The organism is Amycolatopsis decaplanina DSM 44594 (assembly GCF_000342005.1).
GTDB lineage: Bacteria > Actinomycetota > Actinomycetes > Mycobacteriales > Pseudonocardiaceae > Amycolatopsis > Amycolatopsis decaplanina.
The window spans coordinates 269,719-283,703 of the sequence record NZ_AOHO01000058.1 but is presented as its reverse complement, the minus strand read 5'-3'; the positions used below and the strand labels follow the sequence as shown (position 1 = coordinate 283,703).

Here is a 13,985-nt window from a genome sequence, read left to right as displayed (position 1 = left end):
GGTTCTTCCCTTCGCGGCAGTGGGGGCGAAGACTATGATAACACCGTTTTAAAACGGTGTCACCAAACTTGGCGTCCCACTTTCGGGAGTCAGGCCCGGACGCCGCGAGAAAGGACCAGGCGAAGGTTCCGGAGCGCGGAAAGGTCGGCGAGCGGATCGCCGTCGACCACCAGGAGGTCGGCGCTCAGCCCGGGAACGAGCCGACCGGTGACGTCGCCGAGGCCGAGTCCGGCGGCGGAGTCCTCGGTCGCGATTTCGAGGATCCGGCGTCTGCCGAAACCGAGCCATTCGTAGAGCTCGAGGGCGCCGACCGGATCGTCGAAGACCGAACCGGGCAACCCGGCGTCGGTCCCCGACAGAAGCGGGACGCCCAGTTCTTCCAGCCAGGACAACCGGCCGTAGACGGTCTTCGCGAGTTCCTCGCCCATGCGCTCGGCCAGCATCCGCCAGTTGCGGCTGCTCGTCGAGCACGCCGCGATGCCCTCGGCCGCCATCCGCTTCGCGACGTTTTCCCGTCGGTCCTGTCGCTGGGGCCCGGTCATCCAGGTGCAGTGCTCGATCGTGGCCACGCCCGCCTCGACCGACGCCTCGATCGCGTCGGCACCGTGGGCGTGCGCCGCGACCGGGAGCCCGTGGCGTGCGGCGTGGTCGACGATCAGGCGCAGCGCCCGGACATCGAACTGCGACTCCCACATGTCCGCGCCGCCCTCGGTGATCTGGCCGCCGCTGGCCATCACCTTGATCACGTCGGCGCCCGCGGCCGCGTTGGCGTCGATCAGGGCCCGGATCGCGTCGTCGTCGCCGACCTCGCCGCCGAAGAAGTGGCAGTGTCCCTTGAGGACGGTCAAGGGTGATCCCGCGGTCAGCAGACGTGGAGCGACGGCGCCTTCGGCTTCGAGCTCCGCCCGGATCCGCGCGCCCAGCGCGTCGCGATCGCCGAGATCCCGCACCGTCGTGACGCCGCTGCGCAGCAGTCGTCCCAAGCGCTCCTTGGCGTCCGCGCGGAGTGTGTCGTCGTCGCTCGCCAGGAAGTTCGGCAGCATCTCGCGGGTGGCGTCGAACGCCAGGTGCACATGGGCGTTGAACAGGCCGGGCAGCAGCGTCGCGCCGGGGAAGCCGAGCCTTTCGGCGTCCGGCGACGCCTGTGCCACGACCTCGGCGCGAGGGCCCGCCGCGAGGATCCTGTCGCCCTCGACGAGAACGGCGCCGTCTTCGAGCGGCGTGCTCGGACGCGGCAGGACCCGGTCCGCCGTCAGCAAAAGCTGTGCTGTCATGCCTCGCTCCTGGAGACCGCGGCGGAGAGCGCGAGCAACGGCCGCACGTCGGATTCGATGTCGGCGGCGCCGCCCGGGAGCACGAGTTTCGCGCGCCCGTCGGTCTCTTCGCCCGCGGTCTGCCTGGCGATCGCCGTCTTCAGCGCCTCCGCCGCCGCCCGTGGATCGTCGGCGGCGAGCGTGGTGAGATCGGTTTCCAGATAAGGGCTCAGCTGCACGAGTCCGTCCCGGATCTCGATCACGCGGCGGTAGTACCGGCGGTGGACCGTACGCGGGCGCCACCGCTCCCACGGTCCCTGCGGCGTGGTCCGGAGCACGATGTTCGGGTAGATCCCGGCCAGCGCCGTCCACAAGGGGGTGAGCTCGTCGTGGTGCAGCCGGTGCTGGCGCCGCCGTCGCAGCGCGGCGAACCGCGCGCGGACACCGGGATAGGTGATCCCGGCGAGGAAGAGCACGATCCCGAGGAGTACCAGCGGAACGGCGACGGTGAGCAGAAGCGGGATCGACGGCCCGAACGCCCAGGCGATCACGATGTAGAGCGCGCGGAAGACACTGCCCACGGAAAGGCAGATCAGTCCGGCGGCGCTGAGTTTCAGCCCGGTCTTCAGATGGCGGTCCGCGGTGCGGATGTACCGGAAGATCCACCAGGCGCAGGCGGCGAGGCCGTAGATCAGGTAGATCCCGGCCCCCAGGTAGAACAGCGCCACGCCGGGCACGTGCACGAGCTTCGGGCTCAGCGCCAGTCCTCGCACCTCCGGCGGGGTGATGGCCATGGCGACCAGCATCAGCGCGATCGCGCCGGACAGCGGGATCAGCTCGAAGAGGACCCGGCCCGGCCTGCGCGGGCCCAGCGCGGAGCCGAGGAAGACGATCAGCAGCGCGCAGACCCCGATGGCGAGCAGGACGTTGTTGACCAGGCGGCCGGTGCCTCTGCCCGTCAGGCCGTCGAGCCAGCCGGAGATGACCTTCTGCTGGGAGAGGAACGAACCGGCGACACAGGCGATCGTGATGGTGATCGCCCAGTTCGGCAGCAGCCGGGGCGCCCGGTACGTCTGGTAGATCCGCCAGGCGAGCGCGGTCGCGAACAGCACCATCGCCACGACGTTGAGAGGGGAGAACAGTGCGTTCACAGCCACCCTTGATGGTCGCCCAGTGCGCCTTGGACGCGGCGGACGTCATCGTCGTCGGCGCGACGGGGAATCGTGTAGTTCAAGACCGACGCCCATTCGAGGATGATGGTCGCCACGGTCTCGGCTTCCCATTCGTGCGCCTCATCGTAGGAGGTGCGGCGTAAAGCGCGGTGTACCGCGTCGCCGTCGAGTCCGGTGGCGGGGCCGCGCAGGAAGTCGGCGGGCTCGGCGTCTCCGCCGGGATGGTGATCGGCGAGCATATGTCCGAGTTCGTGCAGGATGATGTGATCCTGATGGGACTTCGTGGTCTCCTGCTGGAAGAAGATGTAGTCCGCCGAGCCGGTGGCGATCCAGCAGCCGAACGGGCCCGGGACCTCCAGCGGGTACGGCATCAGCCGGATCGGCCTGCCACGCTGTTCGCCGAGCCGCTCGCAGAGCACGCCGACGTCGAGCGGCGGTTCGATGTCGAGCCTGTTGAGCATCCGGCGGCAGCGTTTGCGGAGTTCCCGTTCCTTCATCGGCTTTCGCCCGGCTGCTCGCGCTCGGCCCGTTCGTACCGCTCGACGAGTTCCAGCAGGTCCATGACCTGACGCCGGCCTTGCGGGGAAAGCTCCTGCGCGCGCATGGCCATGAGCTTCGCCTCTCCGACGGGCTGGGGTTCCTGATCTTCGAAGAAGTAGGTGATCGGGACCCCGAACAGCTTCGCCAGCGCCTCGACGTAGTGGATCTTCGGGTTGATCCGCTTGCCCGTGGCGAGCTGCTGGAGGTACGCGGGCGACATGGAGGGGCCGCCGGCGCGATCGATCGCCGCGGACAGCTCGCGATAGCTGTGCGGGGCGCCTTCGTCCGCGCGCGCCGAATCGATCAGCGCGCTCAGTTTCCTGGCGAAGGTCTGGTACGGCGACATGATCCCCCTTCCGTTCCATAGCCCCGTTCTGTAGTCGGAGTGTAACGCGATACAGCCTGTCCGCAGCTGTTGACAGCGCACGTATGCAGTGGTTTACAGTTGTCAAGCGGTTTCGTGCCGTGCCTGGTCTCTTGCTCCGGAATCCGTGCCCTGGGGGTGTACGGACGCCGGAGTGAGAGGCCTTTTTCCCGGTGGGTGCACAAGATCGTGCCTGATGTAGTACGCTGAAGCAGTCAAGGTTGATCGCCATCACGGCGAACCCTTGACCTAGGCCTGTTGCCGGAGGTCGACCCCCAGGGCTTCCGGTGACAGGCCCCTTTACTTTCCAGCGCGATTCGTCACCTACTTGCGCGAGACATCGACTTGCTTGGGTCGGCGTCTCGCGCAAATAGGTAACGAATCGCGAAGAAGTCTCAGGGCATGAGCGTGGCGGCCAAGGTGCCGCCCAGTTCGAAACAGGCCTCGAGATCCGCTTCGCTCGGTTCGCCGGTGACGAGCACCGGGGGAGCCACGCGTTCCCAGCCGAGGCCGGTGGTGATGCCCTCGATTCCGCGCACGGTGCCGGACGTGTCGTTGTCGCCGTGCACGAAGAAGCCGAACGGCCGTCCCCGCGTGGAATCCAGGCACGGGTAGTAGACCGTGTCGAAGAAATGCTTCAGCGCGCCGGACATGTAGCCCAGATTCGCCGGGGTGCCGAGCAGGTAGCCGTCGGCCTCCAGGACGTCGGGCACGGTCGCGCCCAGCGCCGCGCGGCGCACGACGTCGACGCCCTCGATGTCCGGATGGTTCGCGCCGGAGAGCACGGCTTCGAACATCGCCTGCGTCGAGGGCGACGGCGTGTGGTGGACGATCAGCAGCTTCGGCACGTCACACCAGCCGGGACTCGATGTCGGTCCGGAGGGTGGCCAGCCGCTCGTCCGCGGCGGCCCGCGCCTCGGCGAGATCGCCGGTGACCGGCTCCTTGATCTGCAGGTACGCCTTCAGCTTCGGCTCGGTCCCCGACGGCCTGATGACGACCCGCAGGCCCTCGCCGGTCAGGCGGAGGACGTCGGCGTCGGGAAGGAGATCTTCCATCGTGACGCCGGTGCCGCCCAGCGACGCCGGGGGAGCGGCGCGCAGGCCCGCCATCAGGCGCTCCCGCACCGACAGGTCGGTGACCCGCAGCGAGACCTGATCCGTCACGTGCACGCCGTGCTTCACGGCCAGTTCGTCGAGGACGTCCAGCGGTCCGCGGCCCGCCGCGCGCAGGGAAGCGGCCAGGCCCGCGGCGAGCACGGCGGCGGAGATGCCGTCCTTGTCGCGCACGAAACCGGGATTCACGCAGAGGCCGAGCGCCTCTTCGTAAGCGAACACGAGCCCTTCGCCGGCGCGGACCAGCCATTTGAACCCGGTCAAGGTCTCCGCGTAGCGCGCCCCGGATTCCTTCGCGACTTCGCCGAGCATCGACGACGACACGATCGTCGTGGCCACCAGCGGATCGTCGGTGTCTGTTTTGTCTACAGTGGACAGAACATGCCAGCCGAGCAGGACGCCTGTTTCGTCCCCGCGCAGCATCCGCCACGAACCGTCCCGCTCGCGCACGCCCAGCGCGCAGCGATCGGCGTCCGGGTCGAGCGCGATCGCCAGGTCGGCGTCGATCTCGGACGCCAGTGCCAGCAAGAGATCCGTCGCGCCCGGTTCCTCCGGATTCGGGAAGGCGACCGTCGGGAAGTCCGGATCCGGTGTCGCCTGCTCGGCCACCACGTGGAGGTCGGTGAAACCGGCGCGCTCGAACGCGGCGCGCAGGGTCTCCGCGCCGACGCCGTGCAACGCCGTCGCGGCGACCCTTACCCCGCGTTCCGGGCCGCGAGGCAGAAGCGCGACCTTGGCGAGGTACGCGTCCCTGAGTTCGTCGCCCAGCACCTCGGCGCCCGGCTCGCGAGGCACGCTGATCGCCGGGGGAGCGGCTTCGATGGCCCGCTCGATCTGACCGTCCGAGGGTGGGACGATCTGGCCGCCCGTCGCGTCGTAAAGCTTGTAACCGTTGTCGGCCGGGGGATTGTGCGACGCGGTGATCTGGATGCCCGCGACCGCGCCGAGTTCCAGCACGGCGAACGCGAGCACCGGGGTCGGCAGCGGGCCGGGCAGCGCCTTCACCGCGAATCCGGCGGCCGTCAGCACCTCGGCGGCGGCCTTGGCGAAGGCTTCCGAACCGTGCCGCGCGTCGCGGCCGACCACCACGACCCCACCCGAATGTCCTTGCGCGGTCAGCCAGGCCGCGACCCCGGCCGTCGTCCGGGTGACGACCGCGACGTTCATCCCGTTGGGGCCCGCGCGCACCGGGCCGCGCAACCCGGCGGTGCCGAATTCGAGCGGCCCCGCCATCCGGTCCGCGAGTTCGTCCGCCGCACCGGCTTCGCCGCCCATCGCGCGGGCGAGGATGTTCTGCAGCTCGACGCGGGAATCGTCGTCCGGGTCGTCGGCGATCCAGCGGAACGCCCGATCCCGGAGATCCGAGGTCAAGGTAGTCGTCACCGAGTCAGCCTACGGGTACGTTGGAGAGGGTGCGATCGATCCCGGCCCGCCGTCCGGGTCTTTCAATCATCTTCCTTCCTGACGAATTGGCCTTGCTCGTCGCAAGGTGGTTCATAGGAGAACTGCGGCAGATGCTGAGCCCACAGTTCCCTGGTCATGGTGCCGTAGGTGGACCCGCAGATCCGCTGGATGGCGCGCTGGACGTCGAAGTCCCACACAAGTGTGGTGCTGTCGTTGCCGCCGGTGGCGAGAAATCGCCCGTCGGGGCGGTAAGCCATTGCCCAGATGGTGTCGGTGTGGCCGGTGAGCGGCCTGCCGATCGCGACAGGCCGGGCCGGGTCCGTGAGGTCCCACAGCACGATGGTCTTGTCGTAGCCGCTGCTGGCGAGCGTGTGGCCGTCGGGGGTGAAGGCCATCGCCCACACTGTTCCCTGGTAACCGGTAAGCGGTTCTCCAAGTGGTACGGCATGCGCCGGGTCGCTGACGTTCCAAAGCCGTACGGTGCGGTCGCTGCCTCCGGTGGCGAGAAGCCGGCCGTCCGGGCTGAACTTGGCGGCCCAGACGGCACCGGTGTGCGCGGTGAGAGGCTGCCCCGAAGGAACCGGATGGGACGGATCCCGGACGTCCCACAGGCGAGCGGAGGCGCCTCCCGCGGTGGCGAGGGTATGGCCGTCGGGGCTGAAGGACGTCGACCAAACGGTATCGGAGTGACCTCTCAGGGGCTGCCCGGTCATCTTCACGTCGAGTGGATCGCTGAGGTCCCAAAGCCTGACGGTCAGATCGCTTCCCCCTGTCGCCAAAAGACCGCCATCCGGGCTGAAAGCGATCGATCGGACAGCACCTTCGTGCCCGGTGATGGGGGCGCCCAGCGGCCGCGGGTGCGCAGGGTCGCGCACATCCCATAGCCGGATAGTCCGGTCGTCACTGGCGGTCGCCAGCATCCGTCCATCGGGACTGAACTTCAGCGCCCAGATGGTGTCCGAGTGCCCGGTGATGGGGGCGCCCAGAGCCGTCGGATGCCCGGGATCGGTGGCGTCCCACAGCCGCACGGTCTGGTCTTCGCTGGCGGTGGCCAGCACCTGCCCATCGGGGCGGTAGTCGACGCCGAGCACGCTCGCGGTGTGGTCGGACAGCCGCCCTGACGGCTTTTGCCAGAGCCGGACGGCATTGTCTTCGCTGCCTGCGGCGACCGTGTAGCCGCTCGGGCTGTAAGCCAGGGAGTACACGGCACTGTTACTGCCGAGAAGTGGTGGGCCGATGGGTACCGCGCGAGCCGGGTCGCGCACATCCCAAAGACGAATCGTCTTGTCGTAGCTGCCCGTCGCCAGCGTGCGCCCGTCGAAGCTGAACCCGAGTGCGCCGATCGCCCCGGTGTGCCCGGGAAGCGGTTTGCCCAGTGGGACGGCGTGGGCGGGGTCGCGAATGTCCCAGAGTCTCGCCGTTTTGTCATAGCTGCCGGTCGCCAGCGTGCCGCCGCGGGGACTGAACAGTACCGCCCAGACCGGGCCGGTATGGGCGGTGAGTGGCTCGCCCAGCGGGACAGGCCGCGAGACGTCGCGGGTGTCCCACAGCCTCACGGTCTTGTCCTGACTCGCGGTGGCGAGGGTGTGGCCGTCGGGGCTGAAGGCGAGTGAGCGGAGTGCGGCAGTGTGTCCGGTGAGTGGTGGTCCGAGAGATGTGGGGTGGGCGGGGTCGGTGACGTTCCAGAGCCGGGTGGTCTGGTCGTCGCTCGCGGTGGCGAGGGTGTGGCCGTCGGGGCTGAAGGCGAGTGAGCGGAGTGCGGCAGTGTGCCCGGTGAGTGGTGGTCCGAGCGAAAGGGGATGGGCGAGATCGGTGACGTTCCACAGCCGTGCCGTACGGTCCTGGCCGCCCGTGGCGAGAATTCCGCCGATCGGGCTCATCGCCACCGTGTACACCGCGCCGGAATGCCCGGTGAGGCTGGTGGCCAGCACGTCGTGCTGGGTCGAAACGAGCCTGGAACGCATCTCGGCATCGTCGGGGCGAAGTCGGTAGGCGACCAGGTCGAGTTGCGCCGACAAGGCCGGATCGGTGTCCCGGAGCCGGTCCGCTTCACTCACGATCTGCCGGTACTCGGCGTCGTCTCGTTGCCGGATGACCACCACGGCCACGGAGGCCGCGATCATCGCGAAGACGGTCACCAGTGCGACGGCGGCGCGGCGAAGCCACATCGCACGGCGCTGGTGCCGGGTTGATGCCGTCAGGAAGGTCCGGGTGGTCGCGGCGAGCTCGTCGTCACGATGCGCCAGCTGCTGCACGGCTTCCAACCGCGTGCCGCGGTACAGGAGCGAAGAGTCACGGTTGTGGGCATCCCAGATCCGTGCCTCCTCTTCCAGACGTTGCCGCTGTAGGAGGCCGGCGCGGTCGCGGTCGACCCAACCGCGCAGACGAGGCCAAGCCAGCAGAAGGGCCTCATGGGTGATCTCGACGAAATCGGTGCCCAATGTGACCAGACGCGCTCCCGCCAGCACCTCCATCGCACGCTCGGCGGCCGCGCGGTTCCGTGCCACTTCCATCAGATCGGCCCGATCGCGCTGGACACGCGTGTCGTGGGTGTCCTCGCTGATGTGCACGAGCCGGAGCAGGATCGAGCGGGCGGCCGATCTGCCTGCCGGATCCAATTCCGCCCATGCCTGCTCGGCGGTCACCGCCACGGCACCGTGGATCCCGCCGGCCGCGCGATATCCGGAAAGGGTCAGCTTCCCGGTCTTTCTGCGCTGCCAGGTGGCCAGCAAGGCATGGGAGAGCAAGGGTAACGCGCCCGCGTCGTAGGTTTCCTGGCCCGTCCGGCGCCGCGCCTGGCCGTTCCCGACCCCGAGGTCACGAAGGACCAGGTCCGCCAATCCCGGCTCTATCAGCAGGCCCGCCTCCTTTGCCGGGCGCAACACCGCCTCCCGGACTTCGCCGGCAGTCATCGCCCCCAGGACCGATTGTCGTTGTTGCAGGGCGTCGGCCAGCACCGGGTAGTCCAAGCACCGGCCGTAGAAGTCGGCCCTCAGACCGAGCAGCACCACGGCGGGAGCCGCTTCCCCCTCGGTCGCTGGAGTGCACGCGCTGTGCAGTACGTGGAGAAAGACCCGGCGCTCGTCTTCACTCCCGCAAGCGGTGAACACCTCCTCGAACTGATCGACGATGAGCACCAGTCTCGCTTGAGCCTGGCTCGCGCTTGTCCCGTGCGCGGCGAAGGCTTCTCGAACGGCCAAGGCAAAGGACTCGGCGTCGCCGTCCGGCGGAGCGGAACCATCCGTGCTCTCGCTGAGCATGGGTTTGAGCACCTCGGCCAGGCCGGGGACGAACCGGATCAATCTGGCCAGTGGGTTTGCTCCGGGGGTCATCACGACCACCGGCCACTCCGCCGATCTTTCGACCGGAAGTGCCCCCGCCGCCAGAGCCGGGATCAGCCCGGCTCTCAACAGGGAGGATTTCCCGGCGCCCGAAGCGCCCACCAGCATCACGATGCCACCGGTGGCCAGGGCGTCATTCAGGCCGGCGAGCAGCGCGTCCGAGCTTCGCTCTCGGCCGAAGAACCAGCTGGCATCCTGTTCCCGGAAGGCGGCCAGACCCCGGTATGGGCAGACCCCGGCATCCATGGTGGGCACCTGGGGGGAGGTATCGCCGGCCGGACGGGCTCCCTCCGGCGAGCCACCGTTCGCCGGACTGTCCAAGGCGCTGCGCCACAGTGCGCGCCACTCGTCCAAGTCGTACAGGCCTTTCGCGACCGGCCGTGGACGGGACCTGCGAGCCTGACCGATCAAGACGTCCAGTACCGGTGAGAGGGAACTGAACCGCGCGGGGACGTTTCGTCCACGCCGCCACTCGCTGATGCGGGGGATCGCGACCCGCACCGGTTGCCCGCGTTCGTCGATCGGATGGGTCCTCGCCACTGATTCGGCTACCCGCTTCAAGGGTGGATTCCCTGCCTCCGCGTACAGCAGAGCGAACCGCTCCGCGAACACTTGGCGTGCCCCTTGCCCTGTACTCGACGCACTCACTTCGGCCCCCCATCGCCCGCCGGGCTGCACCCGAACGCCTGCGGTCCCCCGACCGTCACTGGCCCAATGCTGGCCACAACCGGCGTGGAATTCAAGATCGAAGCGAGCCCGGATTTCGGAGCGAAAAACGACGGCATGGGGCGTGAAGTGCGGTTTTCCGCCCGGTCACGCCGACGGGAAGTGCTGCTTCGGTGGATCTTTGGAATGCTCGCCGAGGCGGCCATAGCGGTACGGCGCGGACCGGACGATCCGCATCGGCGGCCTCTGGAGCGGGTTCTCGTGACACAGGCAGGGGGGACTATGGGGCACGGCGATGTCGAGAGCACAATTGCACTGCCGTCACCCGCTTGGCGTCCACGTCCGGGACAACCGCGCTGCAATTCCCGGCAGCCTGCGCGGTCCGGCGCCAGGGAACTTCGCTCCTGAGGTGCACAGGTGCCCGGATCGTGGACTGGGTCGCGGCGGCGGGCGGATGGCGTCGCTCAGGCGGTGCGCCGGGTCAACTATTCGAACTTATTGAAATATCGGCCGCTTTCGTGACCGATGTGCGCACATATCGGTCAATCGGGTCGTATCGACGTCGCGTCGACAATTCTTCCATATTCAGGGACCGCCGTTGCTGACGATGATTGCCGCCTATTTCCGCAGCGACCATTCGGGTGGTGACGATGTTCGTTGCTGGCGTGTCCGGGCGGTCGTGTCTAGAATCGAACAGGTGTGCTGTACGTGCTGCACGCAACCGCTTGCCGCAATGCATCGAAGTTTCGGGAATGGCTCCGGATTCGAATGGTGGGAGCGGGTGGGAACCGTTTACTATTGGACGGGGGGCTTTTTTGCGTGATCAAGACGCGCTAGGTTTGAGGTTCAAGGTTCTGGGGGTTCTGCGAATGGAGTCGAATGGATACGAATTCGTGCCGACGGCGCCAAAGCTGCGTGCGCTGCTGACTCTCTTCCTGCTCAACGTGAACAAGCCGCTGTCGATCGGCGCCATGGTCAAGGAACTCTGGGGGGTCCGGCCGCCGGTAAGTGCTGTCAACACGCTCCAGACCTACGTCTTTCAGCTGCGTAGGTGGATGGCCGAGGTTGCAGGCGTCGAGCAAGGGCTTATCGCCAAGAAGATCTTGATCACCGACGGTGAGGGCTACCTGTTTCGACTCGGTCAGGAGATGCTGGACCTGCAGCGGTTCGAAGATCGTGCGCGAGCCGGGGCGCGGGAGCTGGGATTGGGAAACAATGCCGAAGCGGCGGCACTTCTCCGTGCAGCGCTGGACCTTTGGCGAGGCTCGATAGCTCTCGAGTTCCAGCCTGGTCAGGGGATTCAAGCTAGGATCGTTCAACTCGAGGAAAACAGGTTATATGTACTGGAGCAAAGAATAGATGCGGATCTCAGACTTGGGCGTCATCGTGAACTTGTGGGCGAATTGGCATCGTTGATCGTCGAGCACAGTCTTCATGAATCACTGCACAGTAAACTGATGATCGCGTTTCATCGGTGTGGCCGGACCGCCGACGCCTTGAACGTATTCCGTGATTTCCGTGAGCGGATTATCCAGGAGCTGGGAATAGAGCCGTCGCCGGAATTCCAGTCACTGCACCAGGCGGTACTGTCCCGCAGCCGCCTGCTCGATGCCCCGATCTGAGTCGTCGGCACGCCATCCGGTCCGTGCACAGGGTGCACGGACCGGATGGCGTCGGTCGCTCGTGCCTGCTCAGTGCCGGATCTTCACCAGGTCGCCGACCAAGTCGGCGGGGGAGGGCAGTGCCGCGATCTCGTCGCTCATCTTCCGTGCTTTCGAGCGCAACGTCTCGCTGCTCACCAGCTCCCGCAAGGTCGCTGTGTCCAGTTGCTCGGGCGGAGGTGCCAGCGCCACCCCACAGCCGGACACGACCGAAGCGTTGTAGAACTGGTTGAGCCCGTGCGGCAGGACCAGCTGGGGGACGCCTGCGGTCAGCGCGCCCATCGTGGCACCGGAGCCCGCGTGATGGACAAGGCCGACACAGACCGCGAGCAGTGCGTTCAGCGGAATCCAGCCGGCGGCTCGGACGTTGTCGGGAAGTGTTCCGAGCTCACCCGCGTCCGCGTGGCCCAGCGCGAGAACGAAGTCGGCGTCGACCTCGGCCGCAGCCTCGACGAGACCGCGCAGGCCGCCGACTCCACTCAACTGCGGGACGGTCGTGCCCAGGGTGACGCCGACCAGCGGGCGGAACGGCGGCGTCAGCATCCAGTCGGGCACTGTGCCGCCTGCGTTGTAGGGGATGTAGCGGACTTTCCAGCCATAAGTGTCGTCGAGGGCGATACTCGGCGGAGTGACGTTCATGACCGCGTCGCAACGCCGATCGCCTTTGAGGCCATGTCGCCGGTAGGCGTCGGCGAGGAACTCGTGCACCCGGTCCGACAGCGCCGCTTGACTGGCGAAATCGATACCGTGTTCGACTGCGGGGACATCCAGCTTCTGGGCGATGAGAGGGCCTGCCCCCTGGACGTGACCGTGCACGACGAGGTCGGGCTGCCATGCCTCGGCGAGCCGGATCCCGTCGTCGACGGCGATCTCGGAAAGCGTCGCGAAGAAGCCGGCCGCCGCATTGACGAAATACTCGTTGTCGAGCATGCGTTTCGAGGCCCACTGGACGTCGCTGGCCGCCGTGTGCTGCTTGACCACAGCGCCGACGTCCACCTCGGACGCGAGCCGGACCGACGGCAGTCCCGCACGGTTGACCGCATCCGAAGAGTCTCCGATACAGCCGAAGAGCACCTCGTGCCCGGACGCGCGAAGTGCCCAGGCGGTGGGAATCAAAGGGAACACGTGGCCCAGGCCGGGCAACGTCAAGAACAAAACCCGCACGCGGGAACCTCCAGACTTGGAGTGGTATTTCGTGCGAACCGGGAGTCCGTACGACCGGACTCCTTCATGGTTGCATGGCGGCATGTGACTTGGCGGTGCGTCACGGTTTCCTCAATTTCGGCTCACGTGGCAGTCACTTGATGCTCAGGTCGTGCGTGCTTCCATAAATTCAGGCGGTGCTGGTGCGTCGCCCGCACGACATCGACAGTCCGCCGGGACGGCAACGGTGACAAACACTAGGGAGCGTACTTCTCATGCGGAAGATTCTGGTGACTGGCGCTGCTGGATTCATCGGGAGCAACTATGTGAACTGGGTGCTCGAAAACGATGAAGACGCCACACTGATCGGCCTGGACGTGCTCAACTATCGTGGCCGTGAGGAGAATCTCTCGAAAGCGATCGAGTCGAAGCGATTCGAGTTCGTCGAAGGGAATATCTGTGACGATGAGCTGGCCCGCGAGTTGATGTCGAAAGTCGATCACGTGGTCAATTTCGCGGCCGAGTCCTTCGTGGATCGATCGGTGCTGGATCACCGTCCCTTCGTTCAGTCGAATGTCGTCGGGGTGGATGTGCTCATGAGGGCCGCCCGCGACAGCGGAGTGGCCAAGTTCCTGCAGATCAGCACCCCTGAGGTCTACGGTCCGAGATTGACCGACGCCGCGGTGGAGGATGACGCGTTGCGACCGAGGAATCCTTACGCCGGCTGTAAAGCGGCGGCCGAGATGCTGTCGCGCGCCTATCAGCACACCTTCGGCTTGCCGGTCGTGTACACCCGGGGTGCCAATGCCGTCGGACCTCAGCAGCACATCGAAAACGTGGTGCCGCTGTTCATCACCAACGCCGTCGACGGCGAGCCGGTCCCGTTGTACGGCAGTGGGGCCGCCGTCCGCGACTGGACACACGTGGACGACCTCAACGCGGCCAACCATCTGGTCCTCTGCGAAGGCGAGGTGGGCAACGCCTACAACATCGCGGGTGGTAACGAGCGCAGCCTCATCGACCTCGCGCGCGCGGTATTGAGCGAGCTGGGGCGAGAGGACGAAGACCTCCTCGAATTCATTGGGGACCGGCCGGCGCACGACTATCGCTACCATCTCGACACCACCAAACTGGCCGAACTGGGCTGGCGTCCCCGGCATTCCTTCGAAAGCACGATCGCCAAAACGGTCGAGTGGTACCAGAAGAATGAACAGTGGTGGCGCCAGGTCAAAGAGAGTAAACAGCTCAAGCAGTCGCGTAAGGAGATCTACGAACCCAAACGATCGGCTTCCACCGGCGCCTGAGGAACAGTGGACTCTCGAGCGACT

The 13,985-nt window shown here is 66.9% G+C and carries 10 protein-coding genes; 2 read left to right on the top strand and 8 right to left on the bottom strand.

Annotated elements, in window-relative coordinates; genetic code table 11:
* Nucleotides 1–89: 89 nt before the first annotated feature.
* From H074_RS20685 to H074_RS20655, 7 genes are all read right to left on the bottom strand, one after another.
* Nucleotides 90–1,274, bottom strand: a complete 1,185-nt coding sequence (locus tag H074_RS20685) for an amidohydrolase family protein (RefSeq protein ID WP_007032007.1) — start codon at nucleotides 1,272–1,274, stop codon at nucleotides 90–92.
* Nucleotides 1,271–2,404 carry an MAB_1171c family putative transporter gene (locus H074_RS20680; RefSeq protein WP_007032006.1) on the bottom strand — a complete coding sequence of 378 codons (1,134 nt, stop codon included), beginning with the start codon at nucleotides 2,402–2,404 and terminating at the stop codon, nucleotides 1,271–1,273. The genes H074_RS20685 and H074_RS20680 overlap by 4 nt, the downstream gene beginning before the upstream one ends.
* Nucleotides 2,401–2,922, bottom strand: a complete 522-nt coding sequence (locus H074_RS20675; RefSeq protein WP_007032005.1) for a hypothetical protein — start codon at nucleotides 2,920–2,922, stop codon at nucleotides 2,401–2,403. Before H074_RS20675 ends, H074_RS20680 begins: the two co-directional genes overlap by 4 nt.
* On the bottom strand, nucleotides 2,919–3,311 hold the full coding sequence (locus H074_RS20670) for a helix-turn-helix domain-containing protein (RefSeq protein WP_007032004.1): 393 nt from the start codon (nucleotides 3,309–3,311) through the stop codon (nucleotides 2,919–2,921). Before H074_RS20670 ends, H074_RS20675 begins: the two co-directional genes overlap by 4 nt.
* Nucleotides 3,312–3,724: 413 nt before the next feature.
* On the bottom strand, nucleotides 3,725–4,177 hold the full coding sequence (locus H074_RS20665) for a flavodoxin family protein (protein ID WP_007032003.1): 453 nt from the start codon (nucleotides 4,175–4,177) through the stop codon (nucleotides 3,725–3,727).
* 1 nt (nucleotide 4,178) lies between these two features.
* Nucleotides 4,179–5,825 carry a phospho-sugar mutase gene (locus tag H074_RS20660; RefSeq protein ID WP_039922968.1) on the bottom strand — a complete coding sequence of 549 codons (1,647 nt, stop codon included), beginning with the start codon at nucleotides 5,823–5,825 and terminating at the stop codon, nucleotides 4,179–4,181.
* A gap of 62 nt (nucleotides 5,826–5,887) precedes the next feature.
* Nucleotides 5,888–9,433: a WD40 repeat domain-containing protein gene (locus tag H074_RS20655; RefSeq protein WP_235096824.1), complete on the bottom strand. Its 3,546-nt coding sequence runs from the start codon at nucleotides 9,431–9,433 to the stop codon at nucleotides 5,888–5,890.
* 1,289 nt (nucleotides 9,434–10,722) lie between these two features.
* On the opposite strand from H074_RS20655, the gene H074_RS20650 reads away from it, so the two are divergent.
* Nucleotides 10,723–11,475 carry an AfsR/SARP family transcriptional regulator gene (locus H074_RS20650; RefSeq protein WP_051071969.1) on the top strand — a complete coding sequence of 251 codons (753 nt, stop codon included), beginning with the start codon at nucleotides 10,723–10,725 and terminating at the stop codon, nucleotides 11,473–11,475.
* 69 nt (nucleotides 11,476–11,544) lie between these two features.
* Here H074_RS20650 and H074_RS20645 read toward each other — a convergent pair whose 3' ends face one another.
* Nucleotides 11,545–12,678, bottom strand: coding sequence for a nucleotide disphospho-sugar-binding domain-containing protein (locus H074_RS20645; protein WP_007031999.1), 1,134 nt, complete (start codon nucleotides 12,676–12,678; stop codon nucleotides 11,545–11,547).
* Between the two features lie 254 nt (nucleotides 12,679–12,932).
* Here H074_RS20645 and H074_RS20640 point away from each other — a divergent pair, with 254 nt between their 5' ends.
* Nucleotides 12,933–13,961, top strand: a complete 1,029-nt coding sequence (locus H074_RS20640) for a dTDP-glucose 4,6-dehydratase (protein WP_039922966.1) — start codon at nucleotides 12,933–12,935, stop codon at nucleotides 13,959–13,961.
* The last annotated feature ends 24 nt before the right edge of the window (nucleotides 13,962–13,985 follow it).